At 67.3% G+C, this 21,359-nt stretch carries 20 protein-coding genes and 1 pseudogene; 12 read left to right on the top strand and 9 right to left on the bottom strand.

Annotated elements, in window-relative coordinates; all coding sequences use genetic code 11:
* Positions 1 to 24: 24 nt before the first annotated feature.
* Positions 25 to 1,209, top strand: a complete 1,185-nt coding sequence (locus DAT37_RS07500; protein ID WP_109523921.1) for a fatty acid desaturase family protein — start codon at positions 25 to 27, stop codon at positions 1,207 to 1,209.
* Complete coding sequence (locus DAT37_RS07495) at positions 1,210 to 1,560, top strand: hypothetical protein (protein ID WP_109523920.1); 351 nt, start codon at positions 1,210 to 1,212, stop codon at positions 1,558 to 1,560.
* 19 nt (positions 1,561 to 1,579) lie between these two features.
* On the opposite strand, the gene DAT37_RS07490 is transcribed toward DAT37_RS07495, so the two are convergent.
* Positions 1,580 to 2,116, bottom strand: coding sequence for a DUF4254 domain-containing protein (locus tag DAT37_RS07490; RefSeq protein ID WP_109523919.1), 537 nt, complete (start codon positions 2,114 to 2,116; stop codon positions 1,580 to 1,582).
* Positions 2,117 to 2,521: 405 nt separating this feature from the next.
* Here DAT37_RS07490 and DAT37_RS07485 point away from each other — a divergent pair, with 405 nt between their 5' ends.
* Together DAT37_RS07485 and DAT37_RS07480 are read left to right on the top strand one after the other, a co-directional pair.
* Positions 2,522 to 2,842 carry a hypothetical protein gene (locus DAT37_RS07485; RefSeq protein WP_109523918.1) on the top strand — a complete coding sequence of 107 codons (321 nt, stop codon included), beginning with the start codon at positions 2,522 to 2,524 and terminating at the stop codon, positions 2,840 to 2,842.
* 198 nt (positions 2,843 to 3,040) lie between these two features.
* Positions 3,041 to 3,709: a DUF4389 domain-containing protein gene (locus tag DAT37_RS07480; RefSeq protein WP_109523917.1), complete on the top strand. Its 669-nt coding sequence runs from the start codon at positions 3,041 to 3,043 to the stop codon at positions 3,707 to 3,709.
* A 43-nt stretch (positions 3,710 to 3,752) separates the two neighbouring features.
* On the opposite strand, the gene DAT37_RS07475 is transcribed toward DAT37_RS07480, so the two are convergent.
* Genes DAT37_RS07475 through DAT37_RS07465 form a run of 3 tightly spaced genes read right to left on the bottom strand, consistent with a single transcriptional unit; the run spans position 3,753 to position 6,407 of the window.
* Positions 3,753 to 4,745, bottom strand: coding sequence for an ABC transporter ATP-binding protein (locus DAT37_RS07475; RefSeq protein ID WP_232839570.1), 993 nt, complete (start codon positions 4,743 to 4,745; stop codon positions 3,753 to 3,755).
* 2 nt (positions 4,746 to 4,747) lie between these two features.
* Entirely contained in the window at positions 4,748 to 5,563 is an 816-nt protein-coding gene (locus DAT37_RS07470; protein WP_332873270.1) for an ABC transporter permease, read from the bottom strand.
* A gap of 10 nt (positions 5,564 to 5,573) precedes the next feature.
* Positions 5,574 to 6,407, bottom strand: a complete 834-nt coding sequence (locus DAT37_RS07465) for an ABC transporter permease (protein WP_232839569.1) — start codon at positions 6,405 to 6,407, stop codon at positions 5,574 to 5,576.
* 191 nt (positions 6,408 to 6,598) lie between these two features.
* Between DAT37_RS07465 and ectB the strand changes: the two genes are divergently transcribed.
* On the top strand, positions 6,599 to 7,858 hold the full coding sequence (gene ectB / locus DAT37_RS07460; RefSeq protein WP_109523914.1) for a diaminobutyrate--2-oxoglutarate transaminase: 1,260 nt from the start codon (positions 6,599 to 6,601) through the stop codon (positions 7,856 to 7,858).
* A 12-nt stretch (positions 7,859 to 7,870) separates the two neighbouring features.
* Here ectB and DAT37_RS07455 read toward each other — a convergent pair whose 3' ends face one another.
* Complete coding sequence (locus DAT37_RS07455; RefSeq protein WP_109523913.1) at positions 7,871 to 11,338, bottom strand: indolepyruvate ferredoxin oxidoreductase family protein; 3,468 nt, start codon at positions 11,336 to 11,338, stop codon at positions 7,871 to 7,873.
* A 288-nt stretch (positions 11,339 to 11,626) separates the two neighbouring features.
* Here DAT37_RS07455 and DAT37_RS07450 point away from each other — a divergent pair, with 288 nt between their 5' ends.
* From DAT37_RS07450 to DAT37_RS45310, 5 genes and pseudogenes are all read left to right on the top strand, one after another.
* A complete protein-coding gene (locus tag DAT37_RS07450) occupies positions 11,627 to 12,526 on the top strand; it encodes an NAD-dependent protein deacetylase (protein WP_109523912.1) in 900 nt (299 codons plus the stop codon).
* A 422-nt stretch (positions 12,527 to 12,948) separates the two neighbouring features.
* Complete coding sequence (locus DAT37_RS07445; protein WP_109523911.1) at positions 12,949 to 13,272, top strand: hypothetical protein; 324 nt, start codon at positions 12,949 to 12,951, stop codon at positions 13,270 to 13,272.
* Positions 13,269 to 14,621 carry a hypothetical protein gene (locus DAT37_RS07440; RefSeq protein ID WP_232839568.1) on the top strand — a complete coding sequence of 451 codons (1,353 nt, stop codon included), beginning with the start codon at positions 13,269 to 13,271 and terminating at the stop codon, positions 14,619 to 14,621. The genes DAT37_RS07445 and DAT37_RS07440 overlap by 4 nt, the downstream gene beginning before the upstream one ends.
* Complete coding sequence (locus tag DAT37_RS07435) at positions 14,608 to 15,612, top strand: hypothetical protein (protein ID WP_109523910.1); 1,005 nt, start codon at positions 14,608 to 14,610, stop codon at positions 15,610 to 15,612. The genes DAT37_RS07440 and DAT37_RS07435 overlap by 14 nt, the downstream gene beginning before the upstream one ends.
* A gap of 69 nt (positions 15,613 to 15,681) precedes the next feature.
* Positions 15,682 to 15,804, top strand: a pseudogene (locus DAT37_RS45310) (antibiotic acetyltransferase); the annotation flags it as partial.
* On the opposite strand, the gene DAT37_RS07425 reads toward DAT37_RS45310, so the two are convergent.
* From DAT37_RS07425 to DAT37_RS07410, 4 genes are all read right to left on the bottom strand, one after another.
* Positions 15,792 to 16,457: a dihydrofolate reductase family protein gene (locus DAT37_RS07425; protein ID WP_109523909.1), complete on the bottom strand. Its 666-nt coding sequence runs from the start codon at positions 16,455 to 16,457 to the stop codon at positions 15,792 to 15,794. The pseudogene DAT37_RS45310 and the gene DAT37_RS07425 sit on opposite strands and share 13 nt — an antisense overlap.
* Positions 16,458 to 16,480: 23 nt before the next feature.
* Complete coding sequence (locus tag DAT37_RS07420; protein WP_109523908.1) at positions 16,481 to 17,338, bottom strand: alpha/beta fold hydrolase; 858 nt, start codon at positions 17,336 to 17,338, stop codon at positions 16,481 to 16,483.
* A gap of 101 nt (positions 17,339 to 17,439) precedes the next feature.
* On the bottom strand, positions 17,440 to 18,636 hold the full coding sequence (locus DAT37_RS07415) for a cation:proton antiporter (protein ID WP_109524013.1): 1,197 nt from the start codon (positions 18,634 to 18,636) through the stop codon (positions 17,440 to 17,442).
* Positions 18,637 to 18,649: 13 nt separating this feature from the next.
* On the bottom strand, positions 18,650 to 19,132 hold the full coding sequence (locus tag DAT37_RS07410; protein WP_109523907.1) for a cation:proton antiporter regulatory subunit: 483 nt from the start codon (positions 19,130 to 19,132) through the stop codon (positions 18,650 to 18,652).
* A 144-nt stretch (positions 19,133 to 19,276) separates the two neighbouring features.
* Between DAT37_RS07410 and DAT37_RS07405 the strand changes: the two genes are divergently transcribed.
* Both DAT37_RS07405 and DAT37_RS07400 read left to right on the top strand, forming a co-directional pair.
* Positions 19,277 to 20,155 (top strand): ABC transporter ATP-binding protein, encoded by an 879-nt coding sequence (locus DAT37_RS07405; protein WP_109523906.1) that lies wholly within the window; start codon positions 19,277 to 19,279, stop codon positions 20,153 to 20,155.
* Entirely contained in the window at positions 20,152 to 21,327 is a 1,176-nt protein-coding gene (locus tag DAT37_RS07400; protein WP_109523905.1) for an ABC transporter permease, read from the top strand. Before DAT37_RS07405 ends, DAT37_RS07400 begins: the two co-directional genes overlap by 4 nt.
* Positions 21,328 to 21,359 lie beyond the last annotated feature (32 nt).

Genomic DNA, 21,359 nt, shown 5'->3' with positions numbered 1-21,359 from the left:
AATCAATCGACAGGGGATTCGAATATGACCATTCTGACCGAAACCAAAGACGGACCGCTGGTCCTGAGCCCCGACCAGGTCGAAGAACTGGGCAAGGCGCTCGACGAACTGCGTGAGCGCGTCGTCGCCGACCTCGGCGAACGCGACCGCGAATACATCTACTCGATCATCAAGGCGCAGCGCGGTTTCGAGATCGCGGGCCGCGGCCTGATGTACCTGGGCTTCCTGCCGCCGGTCTGGCTGGCCGCGGTGGCCGCGCTCAGTGTGTCGAAGATCCTGGACAATATGGAGATCGGCCACAACGTCATGCACGGTCAGTACGACTGGATGCGTGAGCCGGACCTGAATTCCCGCGAGTTCGAGTGGGATACGGTCTGCCCGGCCGATCAGTGGAAGCATTCGCACAACTACCTGCACCACACCTTCACCAATATCCACGGCATGGACCGCGACATCGGCTACGGCATCCTGCGGATGGACCAGGCCCAGGAGTGGAACATCGCGCGGCTGGGCAATCCCGTCTACGCGTTCGCGCTGATGATGCTGTTCGAGTGGGGTGTGATGGCCCACGACCTCGAGGTCGAGAACATCGTGCGCGGCAAGCGGTCGTGGGACCAGGTCAAATCACTGCTGAAGGGCCAGTGGCGCAAGGCCGGACGACAGGTCCTCAAGGACTACGTCGTCTTCCCCGCGCTGTCGGGTCCGCTGTTCCTGAGCACGCTGGCGGGCAATGTCACCGCGAACCTGGTGCGCAACGTCTGGGCCTACTCGATCATCTTCTGCGGGCATTTCCCCTCGGGCGTACAGACGTTCACCGAGGACGAGACCGCCGAGGAGACTCGGGGCGAGTGGTACGTCCGGCAGATGCTCGGATCGGCCAATATCACCGGCAGCAGGCTGTTCCACATCATGTCCGGCAATCTGTCGCACCAGATCGAACATCACCTGTTCCCCGATCTGCCCGCCAACCGCTACCCGGAGATCGCGGGTGAGGTGCGCGAGCTGTGCGAGAAGTACGGGTTGCCGTACAACACCGGTTCGTTCGGCAAGCAGATCGGTTCGGTGTGGTCGAAGATCTTCAAGCTCGCACTGCCGCCCGCGCTGTTCGAATCCGGAATCGCCGAATTCCTGCCCGCTGCGCTCAGGATGGACCCCTCACCCGGTGTTATCGTGATGCGTCAGCGGAAGGCGACCGAAGTGGGCGTGTAAATGATCGGGAAATTCGAGAGCAACAAGGATTTGATTCAGGAATTGACGTCTTCCGGAGCCCGTCATGTCGGAAATATCGCCGGCATCATCACGGGCACCGTCGCCGAGGTGACCCGGGAGATCGGCGAGTGGATCACCGACGCGATCGAGATGAACGAGGCCGCCGCGGCCGCGCGCAAGGACGCGGAGGCCGACCGCGAGAGCGGGCTCGACGCGACCGGTGACGCCTCGATCATCGACGACACCGTCGACGAGGCGCCGAGCACGACCCCGTTCGTGGATGCCGAGATCGTGGAAACCGAACTCGTCGATCCGGAACCCGTGCGGCCCGACACCGACGATCGCCGATAGTCCAGCCGAAGGCTGCCGGTCACCAGACCGGCAGCCTTCGACGGTGTTCGGTCACGTCGGTGATCAGATCCTGGTAGCCGTCTGCCAATTCGGCCAATCTGGTCCATTCCAGGTGGGCGATACCGTCCGTCCGCAGCGGACGCGGTGCGTCGATCGACGCCCTCGGGCCGACAGCCTGTTGTGCCACAATCCATTTCGCCGCGAGGCGGTCGATCACCGAGCCCAGTGTCTCGGTATGCAGCGACGCGCCACCGCGGTGGGCGACATTCGTCGCGACCCACCGATCGATCCGCCCGACGAGTTCGGCCCTGCGATGGTCGATATCGTCCACCTGCTGGGCGCACGCGGCGACCCGTCCGCTCGACGCGCCGGGGCGGCGCGCGGTTCGCAGCGCGCGCTGCCTGCTCTCGTGGCATTCCACCAGTTCGCCGGCCGCCTCCAGTACCCGGTGTCCGCGCAGTCGGGGATCGCCCGGCATGCGGAAGGTGCGCAACAGCGCCGATCGGGTCGGCAATTCGCCTGCGACGATGCGGTTCTCGGTGAATTCGGTTGCCATGGCGCAGCCCCTGAGGTGATGATCCGAGCATGGATACGCCAGGGCCGAGGGAGATTTCGGGGAGGGGCGATCCCTCGGCTCCGGCGTAGTCCCGCGCGGGCCGTCTCTCGCACGGTTCACCGCACGGTGAAGCAACCGGGAAATCCGCGACGATGCGATGAGAAAGGCGGCCCGAATATCGGGACTCTTTCAGGAAAGCGCGACGGCCGTCGGCCGCGCAACCATATGCCGTAAGAATCTCGCGTGCGGCGGAAATCGTTATGGTCCGTTACGATTCGGATACGTCGACGGGATTTCCTGAGCTTCGGTAGCGAGTTTCCGGGGGAGCGAATGCCAGCGCATGCGCGGCAATCCCGGCGGCGGGGCGGCTGCGGACCGGTCCGCGATCGGCTAGCCTCGGTATTCGTGCCCGCCTATGTGTCCTCACCCGAGCTGACTTTCGGCTTCCTGTTCGCACTGGAAGACCCGGAGCGAATCGCCGAGGTGGTGCGCATCCTCATCGAACGCAAGACGGTGTCGGTCTTCCGGCTGGCGCGGCTGTCCGACGACGACGGTCCGCCCGAGCGGTACGTGGTGAACTGGGCGACGATTCCGCAGATCGATATCACCACCGCGGCGCCGGACCGCGAACAGCTCGCGGCCAATCGGGTGATGCTGGTCAACGCCTTCCTGAGCGAAAGCGGTGAGGTGAGCCTGTATTCGACGACCGATCAGGCCCCCGACTGACCGGTTGTGCGGCGTACATCCGTGCACTCGGCGGTGATCCATCGCGAGTGACCGGAGTCCTCGGAAATATCGATGACGACGTTTCGATCGTTGGCATGTCGGTATCGGATCGTGGTCGGGACATTTCTCCGATACGGGACAATCCGACTATCGTTCTACGGTTTGCCGCCGCATCGAAGCCCGGAAGGAGCGTCGATCATGGAAATGGAACTCGAGAAGCCGGTCAGTTCCGCGAATCCGGTTCGCGTCAGGGGGGATCTGGATCCCGCGTTGTCGCGATGGATGTGGCTGGTCAAATGGATACTGGCCATTCCGCACTATATTGTGCTGTTCTTCCTGCATATCGGATGGTTCGTCGTGACCGTGATCGCGTTCTTCGCGATCCTGTTCACCGGGAAGTACCCGCGCGGGCTCTTCGATTACTCGATCGGTGTGCTGCGCTGGGGCTGGCGCGTCGGCTTCTATGCCTGGTCGCCGCTCGGCACGGATAGATATCCGCCGTTCACCCTCGCCTCCGACCCGAACTATCCCGCGGATCTCGAGGTCGATTATCCCGAGCGGCTGCATCGTGGATTGGTCCTGGTCAAGTCGTGGTTGCTGGCCATTCCGCACTACCTGGTGACCATGGTCTTCGTCGGCGGATACACGACCGTCTCCGACGACTACACGGTGTCTTGGCCGTCACTGCTCGGAGTGCTCGCGGTGCTCGCGGTGATCGGTCTGCTGTTCACCGGCGTCTATCCGAAGGGGCTTTTCGATTTCTCGACGGGTGTCAACCGATGGCTGCTGCGCGTATCGGTCTACGCCGGTTTGCTGCGCGACGAATATCCGCCGTTCCGGCTCGACCAGGGGCCGCGCGAACCCTGATTCCCGCCCCGGAGTGACAGTGCCGATCCGCCCGCTGACGCCGTCAGCGGGCGGATTCGTATATCCGCCGGACGATATCCTCGATTTCGGGTTCTTCGATGGACAGATCCCGTACCTGGGCCCGGTCCGAGACCGCGGCGAGTAATCGCGCGGCTGTCGTCTTCTCCGCGTCGAAGGCCAATCGTTGTCGCATCCCGTCGCCTTCGCTGGTGAGCAATTCCGCATCGCATGGCAGGTCGAGCAGGTCGGGGGTCGGCTCGGCGAGGTCGACGACGAGTACGCGGCGCGCGCCGACCGTCGCGCCGAGACCGGGTAGCGAACCGTCGTAGACCAGGCTGCCGTGGTCGACCACGAGGACGCGATCGCACAGCCGCTCGATATCGCCCATATCGTGGGTGGTGAGCAGCAGCGTGGTGCCCCGGTCCACCCGCTCCGCGCGCAGGAATTCACGTAGTCGCTGCTTGGACAGCACATCCAGACCGATGGTCGGTTCGTCCAGGATCACCAATTCCGGTGAGTGCAGCAGGGCCGCGGCGACCTCGGCCCGCATCCGCTGCCCGAGCGACAGTTGCCGCACCGGCGTATCGAGCGTTTCGGCCATTTCCAGCTGTTCGACCAGCTCGTAGGTGCGTTTGCGCGTGATGTCCGGGTCGAGCCGGTGGATGGCGGCCAAGATCGAAAAGGATTCGCGCAGTGGCAGATCCCACCACAATTGGGACCGCTGCCCGAACACGACGCCGATACGCGAGGCGAGTCTGCGCCGCTGACGCACCGGTTCCAATCCGCAGGTGCGCACACTGCCCGACGTCGGCACCAGGATTCCGGTCAGCATCTTGATGGTGGTGGATTTGCCCGCGCCGTTGGCTCCGATATAGCCGACGGCGGCGCCGCGTTCGATCCGGAAGGTCATGCCGTCGACGGCGGTGAGGGTGTCGCGGGTACGGCGCCATTTCTTGCCGTTCCGGCGATAGAGGGTGAATTCCCTTGTCAGATTCTCGATATCGATGATCGTGTCCGATAAGTCGCTGGCCGCCACGCTTACCCGCCGCCTCCCTGGTAGTGCCGAGTACCGATTCGCCACAAGCAGAGTGCGAGCAGCCAAACCCATATCGTCGCGACCGGGGTCCACCAGGCCAGCCAGGACGGCAGCAGTGGTGGACCGGGTAGTCCGAGCAGGCAGATGGTCGGCAGATACGCCGTGAACGACACCGGGATGGCGAACCCGAAAAGGATTTTCAGCGGCGGGGGGAAGACCGAGGCGGGTTGCATCGCCGCGAACGAGCCACCGTAGGTGAAGCTGTTCGTCAGTTCGGCGCCGTCGATCAGGAAGAATTGCAGTCCGGCCGCGCAGACGAAGATCCCGCCGAAGATCAGGATCCCGCCGATCAGGGTGATCGCGAGAAGGACGACAGCGGCAGGCCCCCAGTCGATATCGTTGCGCATCAGCCCGAGTGTCAGCACCGCGATCGCGACGGCGGCGCGCGCGAGGCGGCGCAAGGAGATATCGCTGGTGATGAGTTGCAGCAGCAGCGGTTGCGGGCGCAGGTGGAAGGCGTCGAGGGTGCCGAGCCGGATCAGCGTCGGCAGGGAATCGAGGTGGCCGACCATGACCTGTGCCAGCGCGAAGGTGGTGTTGCTCAGGCCGAAAAGCAGCAGCGCAGCATCGAGATCGAGGCCGCCGAGCACTTTCACGGTGTGGAAGATGACCCAGACTTCGGCGAATTCGATCAGCCCGATCAGGAAAGCGCTGAAAACCTCACTGGCGAAGGACAATCTGTAGGACTGCTGGGCGCGCATGCGTGAGCGCAGCACCGCGATGTACGGGGTGAGGAGGGTGCCTGCCGGTGTACTCACCAGCGGAAGTTCAGCCACCCTGCACCTCCAGCCTGCGGCGGCCCGCCGCCAGTAGTATCCGACCCGCGATGCCGATCAGCACCACCCAAACCACCTGCGTGGCAACGACCCCGATCGCCTCCGAGTCGAGGACGCGACCGGAGAGGATATCGATCGGCGCCTGCAGGATCGAGGGGAACGGGGTGGCGTGCGCGAGGGTGCGCAGCCATTCCGGGAACATGTGGACCGGCACGAACAGCCCGGCCAGAAACGTGCCGCAAATCTGGTATAGCACCCGTATGCCACGGGTCTCCACCACCCAGAAACCGATCAGGCCAACAGCGAATAACGACAGGAACGACAGGGCCACCGCGAGTAACACCGAGATCGCGCCGAGCAGATACGGCCATGGCGAATGCGGCATCGCGAGTCCGAAAGTGAGATAGCCGAAGACGACGCTCGGTATGCCCCGGGGGATCAATGTGCATGCGGCCCGTCCGAGATCGGTGGCGAGATAGGACAGTTGAACGTCGACCGGGCGCAGGAAGTCGACCGCGATATCGCCGTTCTTGACCCGGTCCACCAATTCCAGTGGCGGACCCATGAATTGCATCGCGCCGAGCAGGGCTTGTGACAGCCAGACGTAGGCGCCGATCGAGCCTTCGTCGTAACCGCCGAAATCGCCCGCGGCCCGTACGGCCGCCACCATCACCGCAGCACGGACCAGCCCGAACACGCAATTGGTGAACAGGCCGGCGAACATCGCCAACTTGTATTGGGACTGGCGGCGGAATCCGGCGACGGCGAGTTGTTGGTACACCCGCGCCGTTCGCCGGGCGCGCATGGCCACGGCAAGCCATTCCACCCCCTCAGCACCGCCGCGCACAAGGAGTCAACTCTAGTGCGGCGACGCGGACACGCGGAAGGATTCCGCGCGTCTTTTCGAAAACTGCTGCACACCTGACGCGTCAGTGTTAGAAACACAGTCACTTCAGATTGGCGCCCCCGCCGCTCTGACAAGGCACAAACCGCTCGTCACGACAGGAAGGGTCGCCGATGACTGTCGCCGAGATGGCCGTTTTCGAAACACTCGAATCGAATGTTCGCGGTTACTGCAGATCCTGGCCCACCGTTTTCGACACCGCCAGCGGCAGTTGGTTGCGTGACGAACAGGGTCGCGACTACCTGGATTTCTTCGCGGGAGCGGGCTCGCTGAACTACGGGCACAACAACCCGGTCATGAAGCGGGCGCTGATCGACTACATCATGGCCGACGGCATCACGCACGCGCTCGACATGTCGACCGTCGCCAAACGCGCCCTGCTCGAATCGCTGCGCGACCTGGTCCTCGCGCCGCGCGGCCTGGACTACAAGGTCCAATTCCCCGGCCCGACCGGCGCCAACGCCGTCGAGGCCGCGCTCAAACTGGCGCGCAAGATCACCGGGCGGCAGTCGGTCCTCAATTTCACCAACGCCTTCCACGGCATGTCCCTCGGCGCGCTCGCGGTGACGGGCAACGCGGCCAAACGCGCGGGCGCGGGGGTGCCGCTGGTCCACGTGGCGTCGATGCCCTACGACGGCTACCTCGGCGACGAATCCGAATTGCGATGGATGCGCCGTGCCCTGGACGACTCCTCCTCCGGCCTGGACAAACCCGCTGCGGTCATCGTGGAGACGGTGCAGGGCGAGGGCGGGGTGAACGTCGCTCGCGCCGACTGGCTGCGCAGCCTCGCCGAACTGTGCTCGGCGCGCGGAATTCTGCTGATCGTCGACGACGTGCAGATGGGGTGCGGACGTACCGGGCCGTTCTTCTCGTTCGAAGTCGCCGGAATCACCCCGGATATCGTCACACTGTCCAAGTCGATCGGCGGCTACGGGTTGCCGATGGCGCTGGTGCTGTTCCGGCCCGAACTGGACCAGTGGACGCCCGGCGAGCACAACGGAACCTTCCGCGGTAACAACGCGGCCTTCGTCACCGCGCGGGTCGCGCTGGAGCACTACTGGTCCGACGGTGCGCTGGAATCCTCGACCCTCGCCAAGGGGGAACGGGTGCGTGCCGCGCTGGCCGATGTGGCGGGCGCGCACAGCGGTCTTTCCACCAGGGGGCGCGGACTGGTGCACGGTCTCGTCTTCGAGGAGGCGTCGCGGGCCGCGAAGGTGTGCAGGATCGCCTTCGAGCGCGGACTGCTGGTCGAGACCTCGGGGTCGGAGGACGAGGTCATCAAACTGATGCCGCCGCTGACCGTCTCCGACGACGAGATCGACCACGGGCTTACCGTGCTCACCGAGGCGGTCGGATCCATCTGCGCGGGATGACCGCGCTTCGGCTCAGACCCGCGGCGGGGCGATCCCGAGGTCGCGCAGACCGTCGCGGTACCGGGCGACCGCGGCGAGTTTGACGTCCTCGTAGCCGCGGACGGTCTCGGCCAGTGCCGCGGCCCGTACCGCGCGGTCGTAGTTCGCCGGGGTGAGTTCGTCGGCGAGTGCGGTCACCATCGCGGTGTAGTGCGCGAGCAGTTCCCGTTCCACCCGGCGCACGCGCGCGTAGCCGAACGGATCGAAGGGGGTGCCGCGCAACCGCTTCCCCACGGCCAGTGCCCGCAGGGCGAAGTGGCCGCGCGGTCCGATGCCGATCTTGGTGCGCCTGCCCATCGCGCGCAGGATCGGCGGATGCAGGCGATAGGTGAGTTTCGCGCCGTCGGGAACACGTTCGCCGACCTCGGCCCGGAATTCCGGATCGATGAGGCGGCGGGCCACCTCGTATTCGTCCTTGTACGCGCTGAACCGGTACAGACCCGCCGCCACCGCCTCGCTGAATTCGGTGCGCTCGGTGACCGATCGCTGCGCCCGCCAGACATGGTCGACGACACCCAGGTAGCGCCGCGCGAGGTGGACATTCTGGAATCCGATCAGCTCTCCGGCGCGCAACTCGGCCCGACGGCGGGTCTCCCCGGTGGCGGTGAACCCGTCGAGCAGCGGCGCGGGGACGGCGATCTGGGTGCGGCGCGACGGTCGAGCCGCCGTCGCCGCCGCGAATTCCACCGGCCGTTCCACCGCCACGCGGCCCCAGCGGAACGCGGCGATATTCGTGCTCACCGCGACGCCGTTGATGCCGATGGCCTCCTCGATCGCGGTGGCGGGCAACCGAAGTCCACCGAGCTGGTACGCCGCGCCGACGAGCAGGAAATTGGCGGCGGCGGTATCGCCGAACAGCGTCTCGGCGGCGGCGAGCGCGTCGAAGGAACGCAGCGTCAGCGAGACCGCGCCGAGCCGGGCGAGCAGTTCACCGGTGTCGGGGTAGGCGACGCCGGTGTCGTAGATCATGGGCCCGGTCGGCGTGCGACCGGTGGAGGCGACCGACACGGTGGTCGCCGCCGACCCGTAGACCGGATTCCTGGGGTCCGCGGCGGAAAGCAGGTCGAAAGCGAGCACGCAATCGGCCGAACCGGGGGTGAGCCGATTCGCCGGTTCCAGCGGTCCCGCCGCGAATCGCAGATGGGCGACGACCGGTCCCGCCTTCTGACTCAGCCCGGTCTGGTCGAGGGTCGCCACCTCGTATCCGGCGCGCAGGGCCGCGGTCGCGAGCACCTGGTTCACGGTGACGATGCCGGTGCCGCCGATCCCGGCGAGGAAGACGTTCTGGGTGGTGGTGGGTACGTCACGCACCACCTCCGGCAGCGGCGGCGGATCCTGCCGGTCGCGACGCCGCTGTTTCGCGCGCCCGGGTTCGGGCAGTTCCACCGTGACGAACGACGGGCAATCACCGTCCATACAGCTGTAGTCGGTATTGCACGAGGTCTGGTCGATGCGCGTCTTGCGACCGAATTCGGTGTCGACCGGCTGGACCGACAGGCAGTTGCTCTTGACGCCGCAATCACCGCAGCCCTCGCACACCGCCTCGTTGATGACGACCCTGGTCCGCCGGGCGGGCATGGTGCCGCGCTTGCGGCCGCGGCGCGCGTCGGCGGCACAGTGCTGGTCGTAGATCAGCACCGTGACACCCGGGATCTCGCGCAGTGTCCGCTGGACCTCGTCGAGCTGGTCGCGATGTCGCAGCAGCGTTCCCGGCGCCAGATCGCGCGCGCGATACCTGGACGGGTCGTCGGTGCAGACGACGATCCGGCGGACGCCGTCGACGGCGAGCCGGTGCGTCAGCGCGGGGACGGTGAGCGCGCCCTGCGCGTGCTGCGCGCCGGTCATCGCGACGACCTCGTTGTGCAGCAATTTGAAGGTGATGTTCACCCCGGCGGCGACACACGCCTGCACGGCGAGTTGTCCGGAGTGGAAATACGTTCCGTCGCCGAGGTTCTGGAACAGGTGCGAGATACCGGTGAACGGGGCCTGTCCGATCCACTGCGCGCCCTCGCCGCCCATCTGCGTCAGTCCGAGCACCTGGTTGTCGGCGCGGCCCGACATCGTCACCAGGGTGTGACAGCCGATCCCGCCACCGGCCAGCGAGCCGTCCGGGACCACGGTGGACCGGTTGTGCGGGCAGCCGCTACAGAAGTAGGCGGTGCGCTGGGCGGGCAGGACCGACAGGGTGAGCGGCGGCGGCAGTGGACGTTTCATCTCCAGCCGACCGGCCAGCGCCCGGCGCAGCGGCGCGATGATCCGGGCCGCGGTGAGTTCGCCGTCGAGGGGGAACAGCGGCAGGTCGCCGTCGTATTTTCCGATGACGCGCGGCGGTGCCGCGGTGCCGTAGAGGATGTCGCGGATCTGGGACTCGAGGAAGGCGGACTTCTCCTCGACCACGATCAGACAGTTCAATCCGGCCGCGAATTCCCCGACCCGTTCCGGGCCGAGGGGATAGGGCATACCGATACGGAGCAACCGGATGCCCGCGCGGCGCAGTGCCGCGTCGTCGGCGCCGAGATCGAGCAGGGCCTGGCGGACCGCGTCGAAGGTGGTTCCCGCCGCGACGATGCCGACCGTGGCGTCGATCGGATCGACCTCGATGACGTCCAGATCGTTGCGCGCGCCGTAGGCCCGCACCAGTTCCCAGCGCGGGCCGAGCAGATCGGCCTCCGCGGCGACACTGGCCGCGGGGGCCGCCATCGGACGCTGGAGGTAGGTGAACGGGTGTCCGTCGCGAGTGATGTCGGGGACGACGATGTCGATATCGCCCACCGACCCGTCCACGGTCCACGCGCCGTCGGCGACATCGGCCACGATCTTCAGCGCGACGGCACAGCCGCTCGCCCGCGACAGCGCGACCCCGTGCAATCCCATGGTGATCACCTCGCGGGCATTGCGCGGGAACAGCACCGGGATATGCATCGCGGCCAATGAGCGTTCGCTGGCCACCGGCACCGTCGAGGATTTCGCCGCGGGATCGTCACCGACCAGCAGCAGCATGCCGCCGTGCGGGTTCGCGCCGTAGATGTTCGCGTGGCGCAGCGCGTCGGTGGCGCGGTCGAGCCCCGGTCCCTTCCCGTACCAGACGCCGATCACGCCGTCGTGTGTCGCGACATCGCCGGGCAGCACGGCCTGGCTGCCGAAAACCGACGTCGCGGCCAGTTCCTCGTTGAGTCCGGGGGTGAAGGCGATGTCGTGTTCGGCGAGCACCTCGGGCATGCCCGCCAGCAGTGTGTCCACACCGCCGAGCGGGCTGCCCTGATAGCCGGACACGAAGGTCCCGGTGCGACGCCCGGCACGCAGATCGCGCACGTGCTGTTCGACCAACTGCCTGGCGATCGCCTGGACACCGGTGAGGACGGTCGTGCTCGCGCCGACGCGGTAGCGGTCGGCCAGGTCGTCGGTGGTGGGAATCGGTGCGCGATCGGTGAGGTCGGTCATGTGGATCCACCCATTCGCTCGGGCGCCGGTCGGGCGCATCACGTGGTTGATCACTCGTGACGGCCATCTTGCCCACAATGCGCCAGGTGAACAACCTATACCGGAATGACTGAGCAATCTGCACGATTGTGGAGACCCAGTATGTGCATTGCATAGGCAGGATGGGAGGTGTGGGTGACCCCGACCGCATCGGACGAGGTCGTCGCCGAGATATCCAGCTGCCCGGGTCTGCAGGTCCGTCGCCGAGCGCGAGCGGCGGATTCGTCGGGTCGTCGTACCCTGAATTCCATGTCGGAATTCGCCGAACCGGAGATCGCGCGGCTGCTCGCGCTGGTCGACGGCCGCCGGGTCGCGGTGCTGACCGGTGCGGGCGTGTCGACCGACAGCGGAATTCCCGACTATCGCGGGCCGGACTCGCCGCCGCGCACACCGATGACGTATCAGCAGTTCGTCGGTGACCCGGTGTTCCGGCAGCGCTACTGGGCACGCAACCACATCGGCTGGCGGCATATGGATGCCGCGCGACCTAATCAGGGGCATCGAGCACTGGCCCGGCTGGAACGCCGAGGTGTGGTCACCGGTCTGATCACCCAGAACGTCGACCTGCTGCACACCAAGGCCGGGCACCGCACGGTGCTCGACCTGCACGGCAGCTACGCCCGCGTGTGCTGCCTCGGCTGCCGGGCGCTCATCTCCCGTATGTCGCTGGCCGACCGGCTCGATGCCGCGAACCCCGGATTCGGGGAGCGGATGGCGGTCACCGGTGTCGAGGTCGCTCCGGACGCGGACGCGATCGTCGCCGACACCGCCGATTTCCGGATGGTCGACTGCGAACGCTGCGGCGGCATGCTCAAACCCGACATCGTCTATTTCGGCGAGAACGTCCCGCGCGAGCGGGTCGCCGCCGCGTTCGCCCTCGTCGACGCCGCCGACCTGCTGCTCGTCGCGGGTTCCTCGCTCACCGTGATGTCGGGCCTGCGCTTCGCCCGCCACGCCGCCAAGCAGGCCAAACCGGTGGTCATCCTGAATCGCGGGCACACCCGCGCCGACGATCTCGCCACCCTCGTCCTCGACGCGAGTTGTTCGGCCGTACTCACCACCGTGGCAGATCATTTCGACACCCACCGTGTCGATGCCGTGCCTCCGGCGGTGGGGCGTGCGAATCTCGAAGCGAGATCCGCGATCTGATCGTCACGGTCGTGGCGCACACCACAATGCCGGAACTCCGGCCCGGAAGTCGGCGCCGACGACGCTGCGGCGCAGGAGTTCCCGACCCTCGGCAAATCCGTCGCCACCACCCGGACCCGTCGGCCCGCCCCGGACTCCGAGGGCTGGTTCGGTACCGGCGTACCTGTCCGGCATGCGCCGGGCAATCGGCGTCACGCCCTGCGGGTCGGGCGAAACCGAGCGGCCCGAAGGCGCGCGAGCGGGCCGGAACTTGCCCGGACTGCGGGGATCGGGCGCACGGGAGGGGCGTTCACGGGTACGCTCGCTGTGTCGAATCGTGCCGCGACGCCGAGCTATTGACGACACTGCGCTGTTGATGACGCCGAGTCGTCGATACTCGGATATGGGGTTTCGGAATTGCCGGTTTCGGTGAAGGGGGAACAGTGGACGCGCTGAATCTCGACCCGGCGGCGGTGGCCGCCTACACCACTACCGCGGACAGGGTGTCGCAGCAGCTCGCCTCGGCGGCGGCCGTGGCGGCCGAGGCCGTGCGCCCGGAACAACTCGCCGCCGATCTCGGATTGGTCGGCGCCGAATTCGCCGCGCGGTTCACCGAAGCCGTCGCGGAACATTCGCGGGCGTTGTCGACGGCGGGCCAGCTGGTCGCGACCTACGGTCAGGTGCTGCGCGCCTACAGCGCCGATATGCAGGACGTGGACGCCGACATCGCGGGCGGGTTGGCCAGGACCGGAGAGGAATGGGCATGAAGCGGCTACGCAAACGCGGTTCCGACAGCGACGCGAGTTCGCTGAGAACCCTCGATCCCACCGTCGATCCGCCGCTGGTCGCCGTGCTCGTCGAGCCCATCCTGAAACTGCGGGCCTCGCTCGGCACCGGTGTCGGCACCCCGAACCAGGCCATCACCAGCGCGCTGTCCGCGGCGTCGAACACGACCGCCGATACCGAGACGCCGCATCGCGAAGGTCTGCACGCGCTGGAATCCACGTGGACCTCCAACGCCGCGGACGCCGCGATCCCGAATCTGCGGACGACCCAGACCGAACTCGGTGAGATCTCCGATCGCGGACCGGCCTATCTCGCTGTGCTCTCCGACGCGCAGACCACCACCTCGCGCGGGGCGGCGAAGGTCGACGAGATCATCGCCGATTTCCGCAGGGACGCCCGCCGCATCCTCAGCGTCGCCACGGCATCGCCGGATACCGACGCGGTGGTCGAGCGCGGTGCGCAGGCGTTGCGCGATGCCATCGAGACCGTGCAGTCCACCCGTTCGCAGATGGACAGCCTCACCGGGCAACTCGGCAGTACCGGGCCGGTCACGGTGTCGGCGCCCGCGGGTTTCGACGGCAACCAGACCACCTACGACAACCGGTCCCAGACCCAGGGCACGCTGCAATACGTCCCCGGCGGCGCCACCGGCGGCACCACGCAGAACGTCCCCGTGCAGCAGATGGATCCGGTGCTCGCGGCGCAGCTGCAATTGCAGCAGCAGCTGATCTCGGCGGGCGTGCAGTTGGGGACCGCGGGCATCAGCGCGGGCGTGGATATCGGCACCCATCTCATCGACAAGATCGTCGAGGTCGGCACCCACGCGATGGATACCGTCGCGGCTTCGGTGGACAAGGTCATCGACAAGGCGATTCCCGAGCTGATCCATCCGGGCAGCACCACCGGTGACGGCAACGGCACGGGGACCGGGACCGGAACCGGGTCGAAACCCGGTGGTGGCCAATTCGATTTCGGCGGAACGGGTCCGGCGGGCACCCCGAACAATCGCAGCACCCTGGTCCAGCCCGGCCGCGACGATCCCTCCGGCGCCGACGATCCGCGGCCTGCCCCGTTGTCGCAGGCGCCCTTCGGCGCGAACAGTCCGCAGAGCAACGGAGGCGCGACGCCCCGCCTGTCCGTTCCGGAACCCACGCCACAGCACGGGCCGACCGGTGGTGTCGCCATGCCGCCGCAATCCGGCGGCAACGACCAGGAACACAAACCGAAGGACGGCCAGCTCGGTGTGACGGTTCCGGCGGGCGGGCTCGATCTCGAACCCGTGACGGTCCCGGCCGCCGTCATCGGCGATTTCGGCGATGACTTCGTCTGATTCCGGCAGTCCGGGCTCCGGTCCGGACAACCCGTTCGACACCGGCTTGCCCATGCTGCGCCAGCCGGTGAAGAAACAGCCGAAGAAGCGGCGTCGGCCGCCGGTTCGCACCGGTCCGGCGGCCACGGAACCGCTCGCGGAGACGCCCGACTATCCGGTGGAACCGCCGCTGCCCGATCCCGGTCCGCCCTCCGATCACCCGGGGCGCTCGGGGGATTGGGAGCAATGGCTCGAACCCGTCGCGCGGACCCGGCCCGTGCCGGAACCGGTCGTCGAGCCGCCGCCGCGCGCCCGCCGCGAGGACGTCGAACCGCCGCCCGAGGACGATCCGGAGATTCGCGTTCCGTCGATCGTCGATCGAACCGGGGGCAATCCCGGTGTCGCCCTGCGCCGTCCACGCCGCACCGCGCAGGAGCAGAGCGGCGGCAGCCGATGGCTCGGTGCGTTGATCGGTGTCGGCATCGTCGTCGCGCTGGGCGCCGTTGTCCTGATCGCGCTGCACGGTTCGGACAAGAAGCGTCCCGCCGCGGCCGAAACCCCTCGCGCGCAGCCGACCTCGACGGCCGCCGCCAGAACCAGCCCGGCGCCGGGCGAACCCGCTGTCATCGCGACCCCCGGATGCGAACAGCGCCGCGCCCCCGGCATCGTCTCCGGCACCGATCCCGGCGGCACCACCGACGGCCCCTCGGCGATCCTCGCCTTCGAACGCGCCTACTACGTCCAGCGTTCCGGTTTCGCCGCGCGCGCGGTGGTGGCGGAGAATTCCCTCGTCCCCCTCGCCGAACAGATCCAGCGCGGTATCAACCAGGTGCCGATGGGCACGCTGTACTGCGTGGAGATCACCCCCGCGGAGGGGACCGAAGGTCAGACCCGGTGGCGGGTCCGCCTCACCCAGCAGGTTCCCGGCGAAGAGCCGAACACCTTCACGCAGCTGATCACCACCCGCACCTCCGCCAACCGCACGCTGATCACGGCCATCGCGCCGGGCTGAGACGGGTGTGCCGCCGCGATCGGCGATGATGACCCGACCGTCGTCGCACGCGAAGTGAGGAGCCGCCCGGTGTCATCCGCCGATCCGACCGTCCTGCATCCGATCCCGGACCAGCCGCGCGTCATCCTGTTGCGGCCACTGATCACCTCGCCGTTGATCGAGGTGGGGGAGTTCACCTACTACGACGACCCGTTGGGGACGGTCGACGAGCTGGCCGCCGCGGCGCCGGAACGGTCCTGGTCCTGTTGCTCGAGGTGGACCTTGGCGTCGTCGTAATCGGCGCTCAGCAATTCGCCGGGACCGTAGACCAGATGCAGTACGCCCGTGGTGAAGGCCCGGGAGGAGAGCAGCCGCAACGGGATCGGATCACCGTCGTCGAAGAGTTTCGCGCCCTTGCGAACCAGAAGCGGATGCACCAGCAGGTGCAATTCGTCGAGCAGTCGCGCCGCCAGCAGTTGCCGGACGATCGACGGTGATCCGCTCATCGCGATATCCGTCGCGCCGGGTTCGGCTTTGAGCGCGGTGACGGCCTCGACCAAGTCTCCGCGCAGCAGTTCGGAGTTGCGCCAGTCGCTGGTCAATTCCCGGTGCGACACCACGATCTTGCGGGCGTCACCGAGGGCGCGCGCCATTCCGGCGTCCGCGCCACCGGCGGCTTCGCGTTCCGGCCACGCGCCGGCGAAACTCTCGTAGGTCTCGCGACCCAGCAGCAGGGTGTCGGCGGTGGCGAGTTGGGCGGTGACGGCCGCGCCCATCTCGTCGTTGAAGTACGGGAAGTGCCAGTCCTGCGGATTGTCGATGATCCCGTCGAGGGAAATGAACAGGCCCGCGGTGATCTTTCGCATCGATATCTCCTCGTGGTGGTTGGTCAGGCGTGTTCTGGGGCGACCGAATCCCCGTGTGCGGTCGTCCCCGTCAGGAAAGCACCCGCGTGCGGCGCGATGAGCTTCACCTTCGGGTTGTGACTCAGCCCGGCGATTTCCAGGTGGGTGGCATTCGGGAGCACCGCGGTGATCGCGCGGGCGGCGGTGCGCAGCAGGGCGTCGCTCTTCGCGCCCGAGACGACCAGTGTCGGCACGGTGACTGCCGCCCAGTCGGCGGCGTCGAGCGCTTCACCCCGCATGAACGGCTCCATGATCGCCCAGTCGTGCGCGGTCGCGCTCGAGGTGGCGAGCAGATCCTTCCACATCGGCGTGACCCGCATCAGCGCCACGACCCAGCGCGGCATCCCCATGGCCCGGGTCATGAAGTAGCGCACGACCTCGGCGCGACGGCCCTCGGCGATCAGTTCGCGCAAGCGCGCGCCGACCTCGGCCCCCGGCACGAAATTATCGTGGTCGACCACGAACGGCGGCTCGAAGGCGACCACGTGCGTGATACCGGGCACCCGCCCCGACGCCACCGCGCGCAACGCCAGGCCCGCCCCCGACGACCATCCGAACAGCGATGCCGAGCCACCGGCCGCGTCGACGAGTGCGGCGATATCGTCGATCTCGTTGTCGACGTCGTGGACACCCGGCGAGTCGGTACTGTCACCGCGGCCGCGACGGTCGTAGTTGAGGACAGTCAGCCCGTGTTCGTCGGCGAGCGCGCGCGAGATCTCTTCCATCTTCGGGAACTTCCGGAAGCTGAACGCGCCACCGATCATGATGACCGTTCCCGCGTCGCCGCCGGGGTAGCGATCGAACGCGATCTCGATTCCGGCCGGGGTGGTGATCGTCTCCATGCTTGCCGCCTCTCACTGCGTGCCACCGGTATCCGGTGGGTTCGCAGGTGAAGACGGTGCCCGGCCACGATATTCATCGGGCCGGGCGGCACGATGTTCGGTCAGTCCGGAACGGGATCGGTCCGGCGTCGCGCGGCGGCCAGGTCGAGCAGCCACCGCGTGATGGGTTCGACCACCCTCGCCGCGATCGGTCCGAGAATCGCCATGAGCAGCACATACGTGGTCGCCAGCGCGGCGAATTCGGCGGGCAGCGCGCCCGCGGTGACGGCGAGACCAGCGATGACGATGGAGAATTCGCCACGCGCGACCAGCGCCGTGCCCGCGCGAGCACGGCCCAGTGGACTCGCGCCCGTGCGTTTGGCGGCCCACCACCCGGTGCCGATCTTGGTCGCCGTCGTGACGACCGCGAGCAGGATCGCCCAGCCGAGCACCGGCGGAATACTGGCCGGATCGGTACTGAGCCCGAACAGGACGAAGAACATCGCGGCGAACAGGTCGCGCAGCGGTTCGAGGATCTTCGTCGCGTTGTGCGCGGTGGAATCGGAGATCGCGATACCGAGGAGGAACGCGCCGACCGCCGCCGACACCTGCACCGCCGACGCCAGACCCGCGACGAGCAACGCCGCGCCGAGCAGTTTGAGCAGGAAGATCTCGCGGTCGTCGCTGGCGACGACGGCCGAGACGTATTTGCCGTACCGCAGCGCGACCACGAGCACCACGGTCACCGCGACCAGCGCGATTCCGAGCGTGGTGAGTCCCGCGACGAAGCCGACACCGGCGAGCACGGCCGTGAGCGCGGGCAGATACGCGGCCATCGCGAGGTCCTCGAAGACCAGGATGGACAGGATGACCGGGGTTTCCCGGTTGCCCAGCCTGCCGAGATCGTTGAGTACCTTCGCGACGATGCCGGAGGAGGAGATGTAGGTGACTCCGGCGAGGGCGATCGCGCCGGTGAATCCGAGTCCGAGCATCAGGGCCACGATGACGCCCGGCGTGGCGTTCAACGCGATATCGAGCAGGCCGGCCGGCCACGATCTTCGCATCCCCGTGACCAATTCGGCCGCGGTGTATTCCAGGCCGAGGAGTAACAGAAGTAGGACGACGCCGATTTCGCTGGCGATATGGATGAATTCGTCGACTTCGTGCAGTTCGATCAGCCCGCCGGTGCCGAAGACGAGTCCGCCGACCAGATACAACGGGATCGGCGACAACCCGATTTTCGCCGCGACGCGGCCCAGAACGCCCAACCCGAAGAAGACCGCGCCCAACTGGATCAGTGCCAGCGTGGTTCCTTCCAGTACCATCGGCGGCTCAGCCGTCCGCGAGGAGTTCGGCGGCGGCGTCCAGACCCGACGCGGTGCCGACGGCGATCAGCAGATCACCGGCGGTGAACACGAAATCGGGTCCGGGGGAGGGGTGTACCTGACCGGCGCGCATCACCGCGACGATGGAGACGCTGGTCCTGGTCCGCATCTCGGTCTCGCCGAGCGTGCGGCCGTCGTAGGGCGAGCCCTGTAGGACCGGAAGGGTCCTGGTGTTCACGCCTTCGATATCCCGGTGTTCCTCGCGGAGCTGGGCGACCAGCTGGGGTGCGCCGAGCAGATTGGCGAGCACCCTGGCCTCGTTGCCCGACAGCGGGATCTGCACCGTCGTATCCGGATCCGCTTCGGTGGTGAAGATCAGATCCATGGTGCCGTCCTTGTGGTCGACCACCCCGACCCGGCGACGAACGCCCTTCAATGAAAAGTCTTTACGCACACCGATTCCCGGCAGCGGTGTCACTTCAACGTTCACCCCACGCCCTAACGCTTAACTCCACATTACCTTTACTTTACCTTACTTTCTTGACGCGTCGCCGGTGCGGGACCCGTGGCAGCGGGGCCGCGACGACGCCGACGCTCGGTAGGGTGGAGTGTATCGACGCGGATAGGGGACTCGATGCTGGAAGTCGCGAACCTGGTTCGCCGGTTCGGCGAGCAGGTGGCCGTCGATGACGTGTCGTTCGAGGTGCCGGGGGGAGCGCTCACCGGATTCGTCGGAGGCAACGGAGCGGGCAAGACGACCACCATGCGGATGATCATGGGCGTACTCGCCACCCACGGGGGTGAGGTGCGCTGGCAGGGACGGCCGGTGACCGTCGACGATCGTCGCTCGTTCGGCTACATGCCGGAGGAACGCGGTCTGTATCCGAAACAGCCCGTCCGCGACCAACTGGTGTATCTGGCCCGGTTGCGCGGCGTCCGCGCCGACGATGCCGGACGACGGGCCGACGAGCTGCTGCGACGTTTCGACCTCGGCGACCGGGGCGGGGACAAACTCGAATCCCTGTCGCTGGGCAATCAGCAACGCGTGCAGATCGCCGCCGCCGTCATGGCCGAGCCGAGCCTGCTGATCCTGGACGAACCCTTCTCCGGTCTCGATCCCGGCGCCGTCGACGCCATGGCCGAACTGCTGAGAGATTATGCGCGGCTGGGAGTTCCGGTGCTGTTCTCGTCGCATCAGCTCGATCTGGTCGAGCGGCTGTGCGATCAGCTGGTGATTCTCGCCTCCGGTCGGGTGGTCGGGCGGGGTTCGGTAGCGGATCTGCGCGCGCGTGGCACGACGCGGTATCGGCTCGCGCTCGGCGGTGACGCGGGCTGGCTGGCGGATTTCGCCGGGGTGCGGGTACTCGAGGTCGACGGTGCGACCGCGCTGCTCGAACTGACCGGCGCGAGTACCGACGATCTGCTCACCGCGGCGCTCGCCCGCGGTTCGGTGCGCGAACTGGCGGAGGTGCGCCAATCGGTTTCCGATATCTACCGCGAGGTGACAGCGTGAGCGCCCCGCGCGGAGTGTGGCGGATCGTCGCCGCGCGTGAGATCGCGGTGAAACTGCGCGATCGGAATTTCCTGATCTCCACGCTCGTCACGATCGCCGCGATCGTCGCCTCGCTGGTGATCAGCACCCTGGTGACCGGACGTACCGACACGATCGAGGTCGCGGTGGTCGGCGCCGACATCGAGCAGGTGCTGCGCACCGCCGACACGCTCGCCGACCGCGCCGACAAGAACGTCGACTTCGCCGCCCGCCCGGTCGCCGATATCGCCGAGGCAGAACAACAGGTACGCGACGAGGAGGTCGACGTCGGGCTGGTGCCGTCGGATTCGGGCTGGCGGCTCATCGGGAAATCCGCCGAGGACGACAACGCCGCCACCTATCTCGGCGCGGCCGCGCAGCAGATCGCGTTGCAGCGCAATGCCGAGGCCTCCGGCACCTCTCTCGAACAACTCGGCCGCGGCGGCGGAGTGACCTACGAACTGCTGGACGAGAGCGTGGTCGACCCGGCGCTGGCGCGCATCGTGGCGTTCGTCTTCGCCCTGCTGTTCTACATGGCGTCGGTGCTGTTCGGCATGTCGATCGCGCAGAGCGTCATCGAGGAGAAGCAGAATCGCATCGTCGAGATCCTCGCCAGCGCGATTCCGCTGCGGCAGTTGCTCATCGGCAAGGTCGCGGGCAATACCGCGATGGCGTTCGCGCAACTGACGCTGTTCGTCGGCGCGGGACTCGTCGGCCTCGCCGCCACCGGACGCGCCGACCAGGTCGGCCGGATCGGCGGCGCCGCGGGCTGGTTCATCGTCTTCTTCGTCGTCGGATTCCTGGCGCTGGCCGGAATGTGGGCCGTCGCCGGATCACTCGCGACGCGCGGCGAGGACCTCAACTCCACCGCGACACCGCTGTCGATCCTGATCATGATCGTGCTGTTCGCGGGCATATTCCTCACCGGCACCGGCCGAGTGATCGCCTCCTACGTCCCGGTCGTGTCGATCGTCGCCATGCCGAGCAGACTCGCCGACGGCACCGCCGCGTGGTGGGAACCGCTGGTGGCCTTGACCCTGATGGCCGTCACGGCCTACGGCATCGTCGTCGTCGCGGAGAAGATCTACCGCCGTTCACTCATGCAGACCCAGGGCAGGCTGACGATCAGACAGGCACTCGCGATCCAGGATTGACCTTCGGCCGAGTGACACACCGTGCGGTGCAA

Source organism: Nocardia aurea (assembly GCF_003123685.1).
Taxonomy (GTDB): Bacteria; Actinomycetota; Actinomycetes; order Mycobacteriales; family Mycobacteriaceae; genus Nocardia; species Nocardia aurea.
This window is presented reverse-complemented; position numbering and strand designations above follow the sequence as displayed.

What these genes read in the sequence shown, in the direction of transcription:
- DAT37_RS07425 (WP_109523909.1), bottom strand. Translation starts at nt 16,457, where the DNA reads ATGCGAAAGATCACCGCGGGCCTGTTCATTTCCCTCGACGGGATCATC.
- DAT37_RS07405 (WP_109523906.1), top strand. Translation starts at nt 19,277, where the DNA reads ATGCTGGAAGTCGCGAACCTGGTTCGCCGGTTCGGCGAGCAGGTGGCC.
- DAT37_RS07490 (WP_109523919.1), bottom strand. Translation starts at nt 2,116, where the DNA reads ATGGCAACCGAATTCACCGAGAACCGCATCGTCGCAGGCGAATTGCCG.
- DAT37_RS07435 (WP_109523910.1), top strand. Translation starts at nt 14,608, where the DNA reads ATGACTTCGTCTGATTCCGGCAGTCCGGGCTCCGGTCCGGACAACCCG.
- DAT37_RS07500 (WP_109523921.1), top strand. Translation starts at nt 25, where the DNA reads ATGACCATTCTGACCGAAACCAAAGACGGACCGCTGGTCCTGAGCCCC.
- DAT37_RS07495 (WP_109523920.1), top strand. Translation starts at nt 1,210, where the DNA reads ATGATCGGGAAATTCGAGAGCAACAAGGATTTGATTCAGGAATTGACG.
- DAT37_RS07440 (WP_232839568.1), top strand. Translation starts at nt 13,269, where the DNA reads ATGAAGCGGCTACGCAAACGCGGTTCCGACAGCGACGCGAGTTCGCTG.
- DAT37_RS07480 (WP_109523917.1), top strand. Translation starts at nt 3,041, where the DNA reads ATGGAAATGGAACTCGAGAAGCCGGTCAGTTCCGCGAATCCGGTTCGC.
- DAT37_RS07455 (WP_109523913.1), bottom strand. Translation starts at nt 11,338, where the DNA reads ATGACCGACCTCACCGATCGCGCACCGATTCCCACCACCGACGACCTG.
- ectB (WP_109523914.1), top strand. Translation starts at nt 6,599, where the DNA reads ATGACTGTCGCCGAGATGGCCGTTTTCGAAACACTCGAATCGAATGTT.
- DAT37_RS07420 (WP_109523908.1), bottom strand. Translation starts at nt 17,338, where the DNA reads ATGGAGACGATCACCACCCCGGCCGGAATCGAGATCGCGTTCGATCGC.
- DAT37_RS07450 (WP_109523912.1), top strand. Translation starts at nt 11,627, where the DNA reads ATGTCGGAATTCGCCGAACCGGAGATCGCGCGGCTGCTCGCGCTGGTC.